The 16,925-nt window shown below is 70.8% G+C and carries 16 protein-coding genes and 1 pseudogene; 13 read left to right on the top strand and 4 right to left on the bottom strand.

Annotation, left to right across the window (positions count from 1 at the left end):
- Nucleotides 1-97 precede the first annotated feature (97 nt).
- The gene (locus OG883_RS09895) at nt 98-328 is read right to left on the bottom strand and encodes a hypothetical protein (protein ID WP_266537845.1); all 231 of its coding nucleotides are present in this window, start codon (nt 326-328) and stop codon (nt 98-100) included.
- Between the two features lie 103 nt (nt 329-431).
- Between OG883_RS09895 and OG883_RS09890 the strand changes: the two genes are divergently transcribed.
- Both OG883_RS09890 and OG883_RS09885 read left to right on the top strand, forming a co-directional pair.
- Nucleotides 432-1,670, top strand: coding sequence for an IS4 family transposase (locus OG883_RS09890; protein ID WP_266533290.1), 1,239 nt, complete (start codon nt 432-434; stop codon nt 1,668-1,670).
- Between the two features lie 250 nt (nt 1,671-1,920).
- Nucleotides 1,921-2,295, top strand: coding sequence for a DUF2255 family protein (locus OG883_RS09885; RefSeq protein ID WP_266537842.1), 375 nt, complete (start codon nt 1,921-1,923; stop codon nt 2,293-2,295).
- On the opposite strand, the gene OG883_RS09880 is transcribed toward OG883_RS09885, so the two are convergent.
- Nucleotides 2,257-4,920, bottom strand: a complete 2,664-nt coding sequence (locus OG883_RS09880) for an AAA family ATPase (RefSeq protein WP_266537839.1) — start codon at nt 4,918-4,920, stop codon at nt 2,257-2,259. The two genes, OG883_RS09885 and OG883_RS09880, sit on opposite strands and share 39 nt — an antisense overlap.
- A 118-nt stretch (nt 4,921-5,038) precedes the next feature.
- On the opposite strand from OG883_RS09880, the gene OG883_RS09875 reads away from it, so the two are divergent.
- The 6 genes from OG883_RS09875 (at nt 5,039) to lysA (ending at nt 12,125) form a co-directional block, all read left to right on the top strand.
- Complete coding sequence (locus tag OG883_RS09875; RefSeq protein WP_266537836.1) at nt 5,039-6,319, top strand: MFS transporter; 1,281 nt, start codon at nt 5,039-5,041, stop codon at nt 6,317-6,319.
- A 3-nt stretch (nt 6,320-6,322) separates the two neighbouring features.
- Entirely contained in the window at nt 6,323-7,660 is a 1,338-nt protein-coding gene (locus tag OG883_RS09870) for a carotenoid oxygenase family protein (protein ID WP_266537833.1), read from the top strand.
- Between the two features lie 69 nt (nt 7,661-7,729).
- Nucleotides 7,730-8,170 carry an SRPBCC family protein gene (locus OG883_RS09865; RefSeq protein WP_266537830.1) on the top strand — a complete coding sequence of 147 codons (441 nt, stop codon included), beginning with the start codon at nt 7,730-7,732 and terminating at the stop codon, nt 8,168-8,170.
- Complete coding sequence (locus tag OG883_RS09860; RefSeq protein ID WP_266537827.1) at nt 8,170-10,092, top strand: multicopper oxidase family protein; 1,923 nt, start codon at nt 8,170-8,172, stop codon at nt 10,090-10,092. The genes OG883_RS09865 and OG883_RS09860 overlap by 1 nt, the downstream gene beginning before the upstream one ends.
- 291 nt (nt 10,093-10,383) lie before the next feature.
- Nucleotides 10,384-10,779: an SAV_915 family protein gene (locus tag OG883_RS09855; RefSeq protein ID WP_266541382.1), complete on the top strand. Its 396-nt coding sequence runs from the start codon at nt 10,384-10,386 to the stop codon at nt 10,777-10,779.
- Complete coding sequence (gene lysA, locus OG883_RS09850; RefSeq protein WP_266537824.1) at nt 10,779-12,125, top strand: diaminopimelate decarboxylase; 1,347 nt, start codon at nt 10,779-10,781, stop codon at nt 12,123-12,125. Before OG883_RS09855 ends, lysA begins: the two co-directional genes overlap by 1 nt.
- A 21-nt stretch (nt 12,126-12,146) precedes the next feature.
- On the opposite strand, the gene OG883_RS09845 is transcribed toward lysA, so the two are convergent.
- Nucleotides 12,147-13,268, bottom strand: a complete 1,122-nt coding sequence (locus tag OG883_RS09845; RefSeq protein WP_266537821.1) for a winged helix DNA-binding domain-containing protein — start codon at nt 13,266-13,268, stop codon at nt 12,147-12,149.
- A gap of 159 nt (nt 13,269-13,427) precedes the next feature.
- On the opposite strand from OG883_RS09845, the gene OG883_RS09840 reads away from it, so the two are divergent.
- The 3 genes and pseudogenes from OG883_RS09840 to OG883_RS09830 all read left to right on the top strand — a co-directional run bounded on the left by OG883_RS09840 (nt 13,428) and on the right by OG883_RS09830 (nt 15,329).
- Entirely contained in the window at nt 13,428-14,570 is a 1,143-nt protein-coding gene (locus OG883_RS09840) for a magnesium and cobalt transport protein CorA (RefSeq protein WP_266537818.1), read from the top strand.
- A gap of 59 nt (nt 14,571-14,629) precedes the next feature.
- A pseudogene (locus OG883_RS09835) lies at nt 14,630-14,797 on the top strand (tetratricopeptide repeat protein); the annotation flags it as partial.
- A 1-nt stretch (nt 14,798) separates the two neighbouring features.
- The gene (locus OG883_RS09830; RefSeq protein WP_266537815.1) at nt 14,799-15,329 is read left to right on the top strand and encodes an NUDIX domain-containing protein; all 531 of its coding nucleotides are present in this window, start codon (nt 14,799-14,801) and stop codon (nt 15,327-15,329) included.
- 60 nt (nt 15,330-15,389) lie between these two features.
- Here the strand turns inward: OG883_RS09830 and OG883_RS09825 are convergent, their stop codons facing one another.
- On the bottom strand, nt 15,390-15,707 hold the full coding sequence (locus OG883_RS09825) for a hypothetical protein (RefSeq protein WP_266537813.1): 318 nt from the start codon (nt 15,705-15,707) through the stop codon (nt 15,390-15,392).
- On the opposite strand from OG883_RS09825, the gene OG883_RS09820 reads away from it, so the two are divergent.
- Both OG883_RS09820 and OG883_RS09815 read left to right on the top strand, forming a co-directional pair.
- A complete protein-coding gene (locus OG883_RS09820; RefSeq protein ID WP_323180924.1) occupies nt 15,615-15,947 on the top strand; it encodes a helix-turn-helix transcriptional regulator in 333 nt (110 codons plus the stop codon). The genes OG883_RS09825 and OG883_RS09820 overlap by 93 nt on opposite strands.
- An 84-nt stretch (nt 15,948-16,031) precedes the next feature.
- A complete protein-coding gene (locus OG883_RS09815; protein ID WP_266537808.1) occupies nt 16,032-16,841 on the top strand; it encodes a class I SAM-dependent methyltransferase in 810 nt (269 codons plus the stop codon).
- Nucleotides 16,842-16,925: the final 84 nt, after the last annotated feature.

Here is a 16,925-nt window from a genome sequence, read left to right as displayed (position 1 = left end):
ACCGCAGGTGTTCAGGAAGCTCGGCGTGAGCTCTCGGCGCGGCTTGGAGAGAGGGACTGAGGAGTATCGCCCGGCGGCGAAGAGAGGCTCGGCCACCTCAGTCCCAGAGGGAGACCGCCACGATCAGGGTGGCGACCGGGATCAGCAGCCACGGCTCTGCCAGGACCAGGAGCGCGGTGAAGACCAGGGCGAACCACGCCAGGGCCTTGGCCGCGCGCCGCTTGGCCTTGTTCTTCTTCTTGCCCTTCTGGTGAGGCGCGTCGGCGACAGGGGCCTCGAGGGTGTCGGTTGCGGTTGCGGTTGCGGGGTTCATCTCGATGTTCGTCATGACGCTCAGCTTCGTCGTGCCGGCACCGGTCTCGCGTCGGCGAACGATGCCTATCTAGGTGCAATACCGGTGACTTTGGTGTTTTCGGATCGTTGGGTGAGGTGTGCCAAGGCCCGGACAGGTGAAGTCGTCAGCAGGCGAGCGGTTGTCGGATCGGATTGCGGTCGGGGTGCTGACCCGCGCGTTTCCGCCGGAGTTGGTGGACGAGGTGATCGCGGAGTGCGGTCGGGCCGAGCAGCGGCACAGGCTGCTGCCGGCTCGGGTGGTGGTCTATTTCGTGCTGGCGATGTGTCTGTTCTCCGGTCAGGGATATGAAGAGGTCGGGCGGCTCCTCACCCATGGGCTGGAGCGGATGGGGCGGTGGAAAGGGCCGTGGCGGGTGCCGACCACCGCGGCAATCGGCCGGGCCCGTCTGCGGCTGGGCCCGGAGCCGCTCAGGGGCCTGTTCACCAGGGTGTGCCGTCCGGTAGCGACCGAGAACACGAGCGGGTCCTGGTACCGCCGGTGGCGGCTGGTCGCGGTGGACGGCACCACCTTCGACCTGCCCGACACCGAGGCCAACGCCGCCTTCTTCGGGCGCCCCGGCGTCAGCCGCGGGCAGGAGAAGAGCGCCTACCCACAGGCGAGGGTGGCCGCGCTGGTCGAGTGCGGCACCCACGCGGTCTTCGCGGCTGAGACCGGGCCGCTGGCCGTCCATGAAACGGTGCTGGCCCAGCGCCTGTTCAGCTCGCTGACGCCGGGGATGATGCTGCTGGCGGACCGGGGCTTTCACGGCTTCGACCTGTGGCGGGCCGCCGCAGCGACCGGCGCCGACCTGCTGTGGCGGGTCAAGAATGATGCTGTCCTGCCCATCCGGGCCTTGCTGGTGGACGGCTCCTACCTCTCGGAGATCGTCGCCGCCAGGGACAAGAACCGCCGCGCGGACCCGGTCAGGGTCCGCGTTATCGAGTACACCCTCGGCCGCGACGGCAGCGGCACGGTCTACCGGCTGATCACCACCGTCCTGGACCCACGGGCCGCGTCGGCCACATCGCTGGCCGCGCTGTACGCCCAGCGGTGGGAGATCGAGAGCACGCTGGACGAGATCAAGACCCACCAGGGCGGGCCCCGCCTCGTCCTGCGCTCCCAGCACCCTCGCGGGGTCGAGCAGGAGATCTTCGCCTTCCTGCTGGTGCACCACGCACTGCGGGACCTGATGCACCAGGCCGCACGGCAATCGGACCAGGATCCCGACCGGATGTCCTTCACCCGCACCCTGCGCATCATCCGCCGCCACGTCACCGACCAGGCGGCGTTTTCCCCCCTCCCGGCTGGCCCGCGCACTCACAGCGGCCCTGCGTGAGATCCGAGAACGCCCCCTGCCCCCACGCCGATTGCGCTCCAGCCCCCGCGTCATCAAACGCAAGATGTCCAACTGGAAACTCAAACGCACCGAGCACCGCAACCCGCCCCGGCAGGACACCCCCACAGTGACGCTGGTCGGACCGACCAAGACCAGACCGACCCGCCGAGAAAAAGCCTAAATCACCGGTATTGTATCTAGGTGGACGTCACCGACGCGTATGCCGTGCCGGAGGAGAGAACGTTGGTTCATGAACACTTTCCAGGATCGCGCGGAGATCGTGATGTGGGTACGGCGTGCGGACGGCCGTTGGTCGGCAAGGCCTGTGTGGGTGGTGGTGCTCGGCGGGGAGGCGTATGTCCGCTCGGCTTTCGGGCAGCGCAGCGCCTGGTACCGCCGGGTCCTGCAGCATGCGGACACGCAGGTGGAGTTGGCCGGGGTCCGCCTGTCCGTCACCCTCCGGCCGGTGGACGATCCCGAGCTCGTCCAGCGCGTTTCCGGTGCCTACCGGGCCAAGTACGGGTTGAACTGGCCCGGCCCCGTGGAGTCGATGAACGGGCACGAGGCCGCGGCCAGCACCATGCGGCTAACGAATGTCGGGGAGGTCACGCAGTTGCCTGCGTGAGGTGAGCCCGAGTTTGCGGAAGATGTTGCGCAGGTGCGCGTCGACCGTCCGGGGGCTGAGGAACAGCTTGGCCGCCACTTCCTTGGAGGTGGCGCCGTCGGCGACCAGGCGCGCGATGTGCACCTCCTGCATCGTCAACTGGTCCGAGGCCTGCGACGAGCGACTGCGGGCGTGCTCGCCCGTGGCGCGCAACTCGCCTGCTGCGCGCTCGGCGAACGCCTCCAGGCCGAGGTCGGACAGCGACTCGTGCGCCAGCCGCAGCTCCGAGCGGGCGTCGCGCCGTCGGCCCTGGCGGCGCAGCCACTCTCCGTACAGCAGATGCGCGCGGGCTCGGTAGACCACCAGTGCGCTGTCGTCGAGAAGGTCGATCGCCTCCTGATAGGCGGCCTCGTCCTCGGTCACCAGAGCCCGCGCACAGGCCTCGACGCCCAGCCCCCACGCCTGCCGGCCCGCCTGGGCGCGCTCCCGGAGGGACGCGAGGGCCGTGGCGGCGAGTTCGGTCTCGCCGCACCGTACGGCCGCCTCGACCAGCTCGGGCAGGGCAAGGCCTGCTGTGCCGACGGCGCCGTACTCGACCGCCTGCTTCGCCGCCTCCAGCGCGGCCGGGTAGTCGGCCAGGCCGTTGTTGAGGACGGCGGTCGCCCACTGCACGCTGAGGCTCATCCGGTGGTCCACCGACGCGAACAGCTCGACGGCCTCCTTGCGCCGCCCACGCAGCGCGGCCAGGTGGAGGCGCGGGTAGACCAGCGGTGCCGCGCGGGTGGCCTCGGCGATCGCCTCCTCCTCGGAGATCAGTTCCATCGCGGCGCCGAAGTCGCCCGCGTGGATGGTCGCGGTGGCCTGCATGGCCAGCCCGATGGGCAGCGCATGGAAGGAGCCGGACTCGCGGCCCGCCGCGACGGCGCGGGTGGCGATGCCGTACAGGGCGTCGAAGTTCCACAGCTCGACGGCGACCATGAAGCCCAGTGACGGCCGCCTGGTCCACACCTCGTCGTCGACATCACCGAGCACCGGCCGGAGGATTTCCCCCGCCGCCGCATGCCCGTCGCCGACCAGGCTGATCAGGCCGGTCAGGACCGCGTCCGCGCTGGAGGCCGGCTCGCCCGACGACGGGGCTTCCCTGGCGGCCTCCACCACGTGGTCGAGGCCGCCGATGAGGAGGCCCATCTCGACGGCGTCGAGATAGCGCTCCCGTGACCAGGGAGGATCGGTGGCCGCCAGCCGGGCGGCAGCACGCAGGAGGTACGCCGTGGGGCCTTCGTCGCCTCGACGGCGGACGAACGACAGCCGGCCGCGGAGCAGGTCGGCCCTGGCGGCCTGGCTCGGATCGTCGGTCGGGACGGTGCTGAGCAGGTCGGCCGCCGCGTCGAATGCGCCCACCGAGAGCTTGGCCCGGACCGCGGCGAGCGCCCGTTCGGCGCGTTGGTCCGGGCTGATCGTGAGCGCGGCCGAGCGTTCGAGGAAGGCCGCCGCCGCCGCGACACCGCCACGTTCCTCGGCACGGGTGGCGGAGGCTTCGAGCTCGGCGGCCACTTGCTCGTCCGGTCCGGCGCTGGCCTGGGCGCGATGCCAGGCTCGCCGGTCGGGGTCGGCGACCGGGTCGGTCACGGCGGCCAGCGCCTCGTGCGCCCTCCGCCGCTCCTCCGGCTCCGCGGCGTGGTAGGCGGCCGAGCGCGCGAGTGGATGGCTGAAGCGGATCCGGGTGCCGAACTCGACCAGCGGGACGGACTCCGCAGCGGCAGCCGTGTCGATGCCCAGCAGTTCGGCCGCACGCCACAGCAGGCCGGGGTCGCCGATCGGGTCGGCGGCGGCGACGGTCACCAGCAGCCGGGCCGGTGGCGGCAGGAGCTCCAGCCGGGAACTGAAGCTCTGCTCGATGACGCCGGGTACCGAGGCGGGCTGGTCGAAGCCGCCCGCCATCCCGGCGAGTCCGGCGGTCCTGGGAAGCTCCACCAGCGCAAGGGGGTTGCCGCGCGCCTCGGCCAGGATGCGGTCGCGCACCCGCTCGTCCAACGGGGCGCGGATCGCCGCGGCCAGCAGCGCTCGGGCATCCGCTTCGCCAAGACCATGAAGGGTATGGCTGGGCAACTCGTCCAGCTCGGGCAGGCGGCTCGGCTCGCGTACCGCGAACACCACCGCGATCGGCTCGGCCGAGACCCGCCGGGCCAGGAAGGCCAGCGCCTTGGCCGAAGCCTGGTCCAGCCACTGTGCGTCGTCGACGACACACAGGAGCGGGTGTTCCCGCACGGTCTCCGCCAGGAGGCCCAGCGAGGCCACGCCGACCAGGAACGGATCGGGTATGCCGGTGTCGAGGCCGAGAGCGATCTCCAATGCCTTGCGGTGCGGCGGAGGCAACGCCATCAGCCGGCTCGTCACGGGCGCGAGCAACTGGTGCAGCGCGGCGAACGGGAGCTCCATCTCGAACTCCGCGCCGGACGCCTGCATGACGAGGAACCCGGACGCGGCCTCGTCCAGATGCCGCAGCAGTGCGCTCTTGCCGATGCCCGGCTCACCGCGCAGGACCAGGGCGCCGCCCCGGCCCTCCCGAGCGGCCTCCAGCAGGGCGTCGAGCTGCCGTACCTCCGCCTGACGACCGATCAGCACATCTGTGTTTGTCTCGACCATGCTGGGAGCTTAGGCAATCGTGCGCCGCACGGAATCCGGGAACGACCTCAGTCGCCCAGGGTCGTATAGGCGATGACTACCGACGCGAGCGCCGGGCGCCCGCTGCGACCGTCGAGTCATGAGTCGCACCGCACCGCAACGGACCACCACCGGCTGGATACCGCTGGCGGTTCTGGCCACGGCCCAGTTCCTGGTCGTACTGAGCACCTCGATCGTGAACGTCGCCCTCCCCCGAATCCGAGCCGGGCTCGATCTGTCGGACACGGGCCAGTCGTGGACGGTCAACGCCTACGTGCTGGTCTTCGGCGCGCTGTTGCTGCCGGGCGGGCGCGCCGGCGACATGTACGGCCTTCGCCGCGTCTTTCTGCTCGGCATCGGCCTGTTCGCCCTCTCCTCCCTGGGCGCGGCCCTGGCTCCCACCTCAATTGTGCTGATCATCTGCAGGGCACTGCAGGGAACCGGCGCCGCGCTGCTGGCGCCCACAGCGCTGGCCCTGGTGCTGACCCTCTACCCCGCCGGGAAACGACGTGGCACCGCGCTCGGAGTGTGGGGCGCGGTCTCCGGTGCCGGCGGGGCGGCGGGCGTGCTGCTGAGCGGCGCGCTCACCAGCCTGTACGGCTGGCGGGCGGTGTTCGTCGTGATGGTGCCTTTGGCCCTGGCCGTCCTGGTGGCCACCTGGCTGCTGGTCGGGGCCGACCGGCCACGCGGCGGAAGTCTGGACGCGCCGGGCGCGGTGACAGTCACGGTGGGACTGGTCGCGCTCACCTACGGCCTGTCCGGCTTCTGGCCGCTCGCGGTGATCGGCCTGGCGCTGCTCGGCCTGTTCGTGGTGCTCCAGCGCCGCGCCGCCGACCCGCTGCTGCCGGGGCGCATGACAGTGGTGGCGGTGCCCAATGTGCTGATGGCACTGCTGGGTGCGGTCTGGCTCGGCCTGTTCTACTTCCTGCCCCTCTACCAGCAGCGCACCCTCGGCTACACGCCCCTGGAGGCCGGGCTGACCCAGCTTCCCCTCGCCTTCATGATCACCCTCGCCTCGTGGGTCACCGGCAGAGTCTCCGGCCGTTCCGTGCTCCCCGCGGGCCTGCTGATCCTCGCGGCGGGGCTGGCATGGCTGTCCCGGACTCCGGCTGACGGCAGCTTCCTGCTCGACCTGCTCGGCCCGACGCTCCTCATCGGCATCGGGCTGGGGGTGGCCTTCGTCCGGCTCACGGCGCTGTCCTCCGAGGGCGTCCCGGCTGCCGACAGCGGGCTGGCCGGCGGGCTGGTCAACGCCACCCGGCAGATCGGCGGAGCCATCGGCCTGTCCTTCCTGGTCCTGTTCCCCTCCTACGGCGGGGCCTTCCTGGCCTGCGCCGCCATCACCCTGCTCATCTCGGTTCTCTCCCTTCGAAAGGCATGAGTCATGACCCTGGCCAAGCCGTACATCAGCGGCCACTTCGCCCCCGTCACCGACGAGATCACCGCACGCGAGCTGACCGTACGCGGGACCCTGCCGCCCGAGCTGAACGGCCGTTACTTCCGCAACGGCCACAACCCCAAGCCGGGCATCACCCCCAGCCACTGGTTCCGCGGCGCGGGCATGATTCACGGCGTCCGCCTCACGGGCGGCCGGGCCGAGTGGTACCGCAACCGTTGGGTGAGGACCCCGTTCCTGGACGGTGTGCCGTTCACCGGGACCGAGCTCGAGGTCAGCGCCGCGGCCACCAACATCGTCTTCCACGGGGGCCGTTACCTGGCGCTGCAGGAGGCCAACCTGCCCTGGGAGGTCAGCGCCGACCTCGACACGATCGGCGTCCACGACTTCGGCGGCAAGCTCACCGGCGCGATGACCGCTCACCCCAAGGAGGATCCGGTCACCGGTGAGCTGCACTTCTTCGGCTACAGCCCCTTCCCGCCCTACCTGACCTACTACGTGGCCAACGCGGCCGGCGAGATCATCCGGTCGGAAGTCATCGACGGGTCCGGCCCGTCACTCATGCACGACTTCGCCATCACACGTGACCACGCCGTCTTCATCAACTCGCCCGTGGTCTTCGACCACGCCGAGCACTCCGGCATCCCCTACCGCTGGCACGACGACGTCCCGCTCCGCATCGGAGTGATGCCGCGCGCCGGCGGCAGGACCACCTGGTACGAGGTGGACGACCAGGCGGCGCTGCTGCACGTCGCGAACGCCTACACCGACGCGCAGGGCCGGATCGTCCTCGAAGCGCCGCGCTTCGACAGGTCCGCCTGGGAGAGTTCGTGGAAGTGGTGGGTCGGCGCTCCCGGCTTCGGCACCAGCCCCGACGCGGGCTCGACCTTCCACCGCTGGATCATGGACCCGGCCACCGGCAAGGCCACCACCGAGTCCCTCGACGACCTGGTCACCGAGTTCCCGTCGATCAACGACGCCCACACCGGCTCGGTCAACCGCTACAGCTACGCCATCGCCTTCCCCGGCGCGAGCCTGTCCGGCTACCACACCATCAAGTTCGACACACAGACCGGCGAGCAGAAGCTGCACGCGCACGGCGAGGACCGGATGCCCGGAGAGGCCGTCTTCGCCCCCGCCGAGGGCGGGACCTCCGAAGACGACGGCTACCTGCTCACCATCGTCAGCGACCTCAAGGCCGACGCCTCGGAGCTGCTCGTCCTGGACGCGAGCGACCTGAGCACCGTGGCCGCTGTCGAACTCCCCCGCAGGGTGCCCGCCGGCATCCACGGCCACTGGATCCCCGACTCCGAGCTGTCCGCCTGACCCTCCCCACTGCCCGGGCCGCCGCTGCCTCGCCACGGCGGCCCGGGCCCCGAAACCCGAGGAACTCCCATGACCTACCCCACGACCATCGACGAGAACGCCCCCATAGTCGTCGACCACACCATCCGGATCGCCGCTCCCGTCGAGCGGGTCTGGCAGCTGCACACCGAGATCGGCTCCTGGCCCGGCTGGCAGCTCGCCATCACCGAGGCCCGGCTCGACGGCCCCGTCGCCCCCGGCACCACTTTCCACTGGTCCACCGCGGGCCTGTCCATCGACTCCACCCTCTACGCCGTCGACGCCCCGCACCGCATCCTGTGGGGCGGTCCCGCGCACGGCATCACCGGCGTGCACGAGTGGACCTTCACCGCGGACGGCGACGGCGTCGTGGTGCGCACCCGGGAGTCCTGGGCGGGCGCCCCGGTCGAGGCCGACCGGGAGAACCTCACCGCCGCGCTGGACGAGTCGATCGGCGCCTGGCTCGCCGCCCTGAAGAAAGCGGCGGAGTAGTGGCCGAGCCACTCTTCCTCACCGATCTGGTGCTGGCCTTCGTGCTGGCGGTCACCGGCGGCCTGCTGGGCCGCCGGGTCGGCCGCCGCCAGGCACAGCCCGGATCTGCGCAGGGCGAGGAGCGGCAAAGACCGCTCGTCCTGTACGTCACCGCCGGGGTCGTCGCGGCCCGGCTGGCGGTCGCGGTGCTGCTGCTGGCGACCAGCGGGTGGCAGCTGGTCAGCCACCGCTTCCTGCTCGGCCTGCCCGTCGTGGTGCTGCCACTGGTGTGGGCGCTGCTGCGGCCCAGTGTCATCGCCGCGCACACCACTGCGATGGGTGCCTGGCTGTCGTTCTCCTTCCTGTACGTCCCGCCCGGTCCGCAGGATCTGCCGATCGCCGTCGGGGCGTCGGCGCTCGTCCTGGCCACGACGATCGGGATCTCCATCGTGCTCGGCGACCGGCGGGCCCGCGGCGGCCGGCTCGCCCGGCTGCCCTGGCTCTCCGGCATCGCCTCGGTGGTCACCGCGGCAGCGCTGGGCAGCTTGTTCCTGGTCAGCGAGTCCGAGTCCATGGACTGGGGCGGCGGCCCGGAGCGCACCGGGCACTCCGTGCACGCCATGGGCCATCGGCACGGCGCCGAGGCTCCTGCCATGCGCTCCGTGGACGAGCTGACCGGCCCGCGCGCGGGCACCCCCGACGCCCGCTTCACCCTGACCGCCGCGCACAGCACCGTACGGCTGTCCTCGGGCAAGCAGATCGACGCGCTCACCTTCAACGGCGCGAGCCCCGGCCCCGAACTGCGGGTCAAGCAAGGCCGGCTGGTGGAGGTCACCCTGGTCAACAAGGATGTGGCCGAGGGCGTCACCCTGCACTGGCACGGCGTGGACGTGCCCAACGCGGAGGACGGGGTGCCGGGCATCACCCAGAACCCGGTCCGTCCGGGAGAGCGGCACGTCTACCGCTTCGTGCCCGACCGCACCGGCACGTACTGGTACCACACGCACCGGGACTCCGACCGCACCGTGGAGCGCGGCCTGTTCGGCGCGCTGATCGTCGAGGACGGCCAGCAGGGCGTGCAGCGATCCGTGTTCACGCATCTGTGGCTGGGCGGCAAGGACCGGATCGGGGCCTTCGGCACAGCCGACACTGCCGAACGCCGCGCGATACCGGCCGGCAGCCCGGTGGTGCTGCGACTGATCAACAGCTCCAAGGAGCCGCACCGGATCCTGCTCGGCGGCACCTCGTTCCGGGTCACCGCCCACGACGGCAACCCGATCGGCGAACCGGGAGAACTTCAGCCCGGTACGGACCTGTTCCTCGCCGCAGGCGGCCGTTACGACGTGGCCTTCACCATGCCGGACGGCGCGGTGACGCTGCGGCTGGACACCTCCGAGATCCCCAACGAGGCGGGCCTCGCCTTCAGCCCCGACGGGCGCGCCGCCCCCGCCGAACTGGGGCCGGGCAAGCTCTTCGACCGCCTGTCGTACGGGAAGCAGACCGGCCCGAAGCCGGAAGGCGGCGCGTACCAGCGCGACTTCAACCTCGTACTGGACAACGGCTTCGGCTTCACCGGCGGCTCGTTCACGTACGCCGACACGATCAACGGCCGCCTCTCACCGGCCGTGCCGACCCTGATGGTCCACCAGGGCGACCGGGTACGGATACGTATCACCGCCCGCGGAATCATCGACCACCCGATGCATCTGCACGGCCACCGGGTGCGGGTGATCTCGCGCAACGGCGAGGCGGTCTCGGGCAGCACATGGTGGACCGACACGCTGAACGTCGCTCCGGGCGAGAGCTACGAGCTCGACTTCACCGCCGACAACCCCGGCGTGTGGATGGACCACTGCCACAACTTCGAACACGCCGAGAGCGGGATGATCACGCACCTGGCCTACGACGACGTCACCACGCCGTACCACGGCCCGGCGCACTGAGGGGGATACACCAGGCAGATGGCCACTCCGCCCGGACGGGACCGGTCCTCGTCGGCACACCCGAGTTCAAGGCAGCGGCGCGCCTGCGCGATGATCGGCCTCGGCGTGACGGTGGCGGCGACGGGCCGCCCGGACTGAGTCCCCGCGGCCCACCACAGGCACCGCGCCAGGGGCGCGTCAAATCCCGGGCCCCCACCGTCAGCGGCACGTCATGAGTCCGCTGCCCCGCCTCCGTACGGGCATAGCTTCGAGCGGTCAGGAAAACGTTTGACTCCCCCTGCGGAGGACATCATGCAGACCCTCACCCGCGAGGACGCGGACCCCGACGAACGACGCCCGGCAGGGCCGCTGTATGTGCCGGTTCGGCTCGGCTCTGCCGGAGGACAACAGGTGCGCTTCATGCGCACACCGCTCGGCGTACGCACTGCCATCGGCTTCACCAGCCGGGAGCGGCTCACGGCCGCGCTCGGAGAACGGCAGCCCTGGATCAGGCTCGCGGAGTCCGCGCTGCGTTCGCTCGCCGAACCGCTCGGGGTGACCACCGTGACGGTGGACCCTCAGCTCACCGCCCCCGCCCCCGCCGCGGCACCGGCCGCTGTGCCCGTGCCGCCGCCGTGCGCGCGCCGTTCCTGGTCCGCGGTGACCGCGAAACACGCCTTTCTCGACCGATGCCCGGAGGTGTACTGATGACCGCAGTGCCTGTGGTGCCCCTCCCGCCCCCGGCGATACCCGAACTCGCCACGCCCTCGGTGTGGCCCGCCTCCGCCGTCTCCGCGCCCGGTGGCGACGTCACCGTCGGCGGTGTCTCGCTCACCGAGCTCGCCGAGCGGTACGGCACACCTGCCTATGTCCTCGACGAGGACGAGGTACGGTCCCGGGCGCGGGCCTGGCGGCGCGCCCTGCCCGATGCCGAAGTGGTCTACGCGGGCAAGGCGTTCCTGTCCCGGGCCGTCGTCGACTGGATGGAGGAGGAGGGCCTCGGCCTCGACGTCTGCTCCGCGGGCGAGCTGGAGCTCGCCGCGACCCGCGGCTTCCCCGCCGAGCGGATCGTGATGCACGGCAACGCCAAATCGCCGGAGGATCTGCGTACCGCGCTGCGGCTCGGCGTCGGCCGGATCGTCATCGACTCGGACTGCGAGATCGCCCGGCTGGCGGCCCACGTGCCGGGGCCCGACGCCCAGCCGGTGATGGTCCGCGTCCTGCCCGGCATCGAGGCGGGCGGCCACAAGAAGATCAGGACGGGCGCGGAGGGCCAGAAGTTCGGCCTCTCCATCGCGGGCGGCGACGCCGAGGACGCCGTGGCGCGCGTCCTTGGCCAGCCCCGCCTCGAACTGATTGGCCTGCACAGCCACTTGGGCTCGCAGATCGCCTCCCCGGAGCCGTACGCACAGAGCGTGCGGCGCGTCATCGCCTTCATGGCGCGGATCCGCGACCGCTACGGGATCACCCTGCCCGAGCTCGACCTGGGCGGCGGCTTCGCCGTGGCGTATCTGCCCGGTGATCCCGCGCCCGCCCCGGCGGCGTACGGGCGCCGGATATCCGACGAACTGGTGAGCTCCTGCGCGGAGTTCGGCTTCCCGATGCCGCGGCTGACCGTGGAGCCGGGCCGCTCGGTCATGGCTCCGGCCGGGATCGCCCTCTACCGGGTGCTCTCGGTCAAGCGGAGCGGCAGCGAGGTCTTCGTCGCCGTCGACGGCGGGATGAGCGACAACCCGCGGCCCGCGCTCTACGGGGCCCGCTACACCGTCCGTATGGTGGGCCGCGCCTCGTCCGCTCCGATGCGTGCGACGACAGTGGCCGGCCGGCACTGCGAGGCGGGCGATGTGCTCGCGGAGGCGGTGGAGCTGCCGGAGGACGTACGGCCCGGGGACATCCTGGCCGTGCCCGCGTCCGGCGCGTACCAGGTGTCGATGGCGTCGGGCTACAACATGACCGGCCGTCCGCCGGTGGTGGCGGTGTCGCGGGGGCGGTCGCGGCTGCTGGTGCGGCGCGAGACCTTCGACGACCACCGCAGACGGGATGTCGGCCTGTAGCGGGCGGAGGCCTTGCCCGGCCTACGCGTTGAAGGCCCCGAAGACGATGTCGTGCGCGGGGGCCGAGGACATGACGGTGAGCATCCGCTCCCCCTCCTCGGCCACCGCGTCGCGCTGCGCGCGGGTCAGCTTCCCGAAGGCCTGCACGGTCAGGTCCGCGCGCTCCTCGGTCTCGGTGAGCCGCCAGATGCCTCCCACGTATCCGTCGACAAGGAAGACGCAGTAGGGCTGATTGCCCCTCCAGGTACTCGGCTTGTGCTCGTCGGCCACGAGCCGGCTGCGGTCGGCGTGCGAGAGCAGCAGATTGTCGAACTCGGGCAGGAAGCGGGGCGGGGCCGGGGTGTCGGCGTCGGGGCGGGAGGCGTCGGGCAGGTCGAAGAGCTCCACACCGTTCTCGTCCTGGAAGGCAACGAGCTGCGGCCGCAGCCGCTCGAAGACCTCCCGCATCCGGGTCAGTCCGCACCATGTCTGCATGTCCTTGACCGAGGCGGGCCCGAAGGCGGCGAGGTAGCGGAGCACGGTCGCGTCGGGCGCGGGCACCGGCTCGGACTGCCTGCCGAACCAGTGCTCGGCGGTGGTGAGCGTGACCTGGCCGCTGCGGCCCCACATTCCGCGTGGGGTGACCTGTACGAGCGGCAGCAGACAGCGGGCGGCGACGGAGAGGGCGAACGGATCGCCGTCCGGCCACTCCTTCAGCAATGCCTCGCGCAGCTCCTTCATGGTCCGCGGCTGCTCCTCGACCAGTTCGCGGGTCAGCGCCGCGAGCCGGGTGAGGTCGACCCCGGCGAGACCCTTGCGGAACTGGTGGAGCTCCCTGTCGCGCGCGCCCTGGACCAGCGGCCGCAGACTGAGGCAGTCGTCGGCGGTGTGCGTATGAATGGTGGAGCGCATGGTGACCAGGCGGGCGACCTCGCGGGAGGCCATCAGCGTGGAGAGTTCTTCGGGGTCGAAGCCGTCCAGCCGGGCGGCGAGCGCGAAGTAGGGCGGTTTCACGTTCTGCGCCTGGAGGCCGACGAGGTGCTCGACTGCACCCTTGACGGACATCGCGGACCGGGGGGCACGGCGCAGCAGGAGCTGCCGGTCCAGGGTGGCGCGGTTCAGGGCGCGGTTGCCGAGCACGGGGTTCGTCTTCTTGAAGGCCATGTTGCACACGCTACCCAGGCTTGCGGACAGTTTCTGTCCGCAAGCCTGAGCGGCTGGGTCCCGCCCGGCCCTCGCCCGCCGTGCCGGAGCAATTCGGCCCGGATATCCTGCTCCGAAGCCGTACGGACATGCCCGAGGCGGGAGGAGGTGAGATCCGCGATGCCGCTGTCTCCGAGGAGGCACCACTGGCGCCGCCGCGCCCTGCCCCCGGCGACCTCGCCGCCGAACACTCCCGCCAGGGCTGCCGAGCCGGCCGCCCCCTCCCCCGTGAGCAACGACCCGGCCAGCGTCGTCCAGGCCGCGCTCTACCGCGAAGGCCGCCGCGTCTCGACGCCGGACTCGCTCGCGGAGACCTTCCGCCAGCTGCGCGAGTACCCGGACGGGATGGCATGGATCGGGCTGCACCGCCCCTCCGAGGCCGAAGTCCTCTCACTCGCCGCGGAGTTCGACCTTCATGAGCTTGCGGTCGAGGACGCTCTGGAGGCACACCAGCGCCCGAAGCTGGAGCGGTACGGCGACACGCTGTTCGTGGTGCTGCGGGCCGCCCGCTACCTCGACGCCCAGGAGGAGGTCGACTTCGGCGAGCTGCACGTCTTCGTCGGCAAGGACTTCCTGATCACGGTCCGCCACGGCGCGGCCCCCGACCTGTCCGCCGTACGCCGCCGGATGGAGGAGACCCCCGAACTTCTGGCGCTCGGACCCGAGGCGGCGCTGTACGCGATCCTGGACGCCGTCGTCGACGGTTACGCCCCGGTCGTGGCGGGCGTGCAGAACGACATCGACGAGATCGAGACCGAGGTGTTCGGCGGGGATCCGGCGGTGTCGCGCCGCATCTACGAACTCTCCCGCGAAATGGTCGAGTTCCAGCGCGCGACCCGCCCCCTGGTCGGCATGCTGCACGGCCTGATCTCGGGCTTCGCCAAGTACGGCACGGACGAGGAGCTCCAGCGCTATCTGCGCGACGTGGCGGACCATGTCACGCACACCAGCGAGCGCGTGGACGGCTTCCGCCAGGCACTGGCGGACATCCTGACGGTGAACGCGACGCTGGTGACACAGCAGCAGAACGCGGAGATGCGGGCGCTGGCGGAGGCGGGCTTCGAGCAGAACGAGGAGATCAAGAAGATCTCCTCGTGGGCGGCCATTCTGTTTGCACCCACACTCGTGGGAACGATTTACGGCATGAACTTCGAGACGATGCCGGAGCTGAAGTGGGCGGCGGGGTATCCGTTCGCAATCCTGCTGATGGCGGTAGTTTGCGTCAGTTTGTACTTCATCTTCAAGCGCCGAGACTGGCTTTAGGCCGCCACCCCCAGCCCTCGCCAACGCCTTTGAATTTGCGATCGCACGCATCTTGCCACGAAGCAGTCGCCGCCTGGACCCAGGCGCTGGTCCTCATGGGGGGCATGACATCCGACCGCACCCGCAAGGCGGTCTCCTCGATCCGCTCCACCCTCGCGGTCTACCAGCGCCGCCGCGTCCCCGGCGCCGCCGATCTCGCCCGCCGCGCCCGCGAGGCCCGTGCCTAACATGCCCAACAACCCGCCCGACGAAGGGAACCCCGTGGCTCAGCACACCGACGACCGCTCCCCAGCCCTCAAGCCGGCGCTCGAATCGATGACCCTGCTGGTCGCGGCCGTCATCGTCCACGACAAGGCCACCAACCGCGTCGTCCTCCTCCAGCGCAGCGAGAACGCCAAGTTCGCCCAGGGCCTGTGGGACCTCCCCGTCGGCAAGAGCGAGCCGGGTGAACCCATCACCGAAACCGCAGTCCGTGAGCTCTACGAGGAAACGGGCCTCACGGTGAAGCCGGAGTCCCTCAAAGTCGCCCACATCATCCACGGCGCATGGGGCGTCGAAGCCCCCAACGGCTTCCTCACGGTCGTCTTCGCCGCCCACGAATGGACCGGCGAAGCCGAAAACCGCGAACCCCGCAAGCACTCCCAAGTCCGCTGGATCGACGCCAACGCCATCCCCAAGGAGTTCGTGGACACCACCGCCAGCGCCCTCCACCGCTACCTCACCGAAGGCCCCCAGGTCTCTCTCGACGGCTGGTTCTGACACGGCAGTTCCGGTCAAGCCTCAAGGATCAGCTGCCTCAGCCAATCCCGGGTGGAATCGTCACGGGCGTGCTTCTTGCATATGAGGTCCGATGCAGCAGACCTTGCCTCCGGTTGCCGCCCGCACCGGTTGCCATTGCTTGCCTTGGGCCCTTCCGAGTTGGTGGAGTTGATGTGCTCCGGAGCCAATGGAGTTGGGGCTGCCGTCCATGCGCGCCAGACGTAGGCCGCCCGGCAGTACCTCGAAGCGCTCGCCGACCCTCGGCCCGAAGCGGACGTCGACCGCATCCGGGACCTCATCGAGGCACTGCTCCCCACCGGTCGCTGCTCGCTCCAGCAGATCGCCCACAGCCTGGGAGTCGACCGCAAGACCGTGCACCGCCACCTCGCCCGATCCGGCGAGACGTTCTCCTCGGTGCTCAACCACACCCGCGTCCAGCTCGCCCGGCAGTACCTCGGCAACCAGAACCGCCCGCTCACCCAGATCGCGGAACTGCTCGGCTTCTCCGCCCTCAGCACCTTCTCACGCTGGTTCCGGGACGAGTTCGGCTCCAGCCCCACAGCGTGGCGCACGGCCCACCTCGGCACCCACAAGCACCCCGAAGCGACACAGCCGTGACTCGCGGCCGGTAGTCGATCTCCGTGAACACATCCACGAGATCACCTCCCGGCCCGCGATCACCAGTACCCAGACGGAGCCGCGATGAGCACCCAGCCCACGAACGAGCCCTCGGTCACCGACCGGCACCTGCTCTCCACTCAGGCGTACGGCACCGGCCGGCACCTGGCCGCCCGCCAGTCCCTCTACCAGTGGCAGACCCCGCGGCACGACCTGCCCGGCCTCGTCGTGGAAGAGCTGGACGGCGTACGCGGCGCGGTCGCGGACGTGGGCTGCGGCAACGGGAAGTTCGTGCAGCGGATACGCACCCAACGGCCGGACTTGGCCGTCCTCCCCATGGACGTCTCCCCCGGCATCCTGGCAGGCATCGCCGGCGCTGTGGCTGCGGACGTCCAGCAACTCCCCATGGCGGACGAGGCCCTGGGCGCGGTCCTTGCCATGCACATGCTGTACCACGTGGAGGACCAGGCACGCGCCGTCCGAGAGCTGGGCCGAGTACTGGCCAAGGGCGGCATCGCCATCGCGTCCACCAACAGCCGCACCGACAAACGCGAACTGGAAGACCTCTGGCGACGAGCCGCCGGCGACGTCCTCGGCATCCCCGAGGGCCCCGCACGCGTCCAACTCTCCGCCCGTTTCACCCTGGAGGACGCCCCCGTAGTCCTTGGCGCCGTCTTCGAGGACGTACGGACGATCCCCCTCCCGGGAGTGATCGAAGTGACCGACCCCCGGCCCGTGGTCGCCCATCTGGCCTCGTACGAGGCATGGGCCGACCAGATGGGCGTCCCCTTCAAGGAGACGATCGAGCGCGCCCGAGAACGAGTGGAAGAGACCCTCCAGGCGGAAGGCGCTTTCCGCGTCACCTGCCTCGGAGGCATCCTCGTCTGCCGGTGAGCAGCACATAGCCCCGTGCCCCGGACACAGGCGTGCCACAGGGGGTCCTCCGGCCAGTCCTGCGCCGGCCCAATGCCTCACCGG

It is taken from the genome of Streptomyces sp. NBC_01142, assembly GCF_026341125.1.
GTDB lineage: Bacteria > Actinomycetota > Actinomycetes > Streptomycetales > Streptomycetaceae > Streptomyces.
This window is presented reverse-complemented; position numbering and strand designations above follow the sequence as displayed.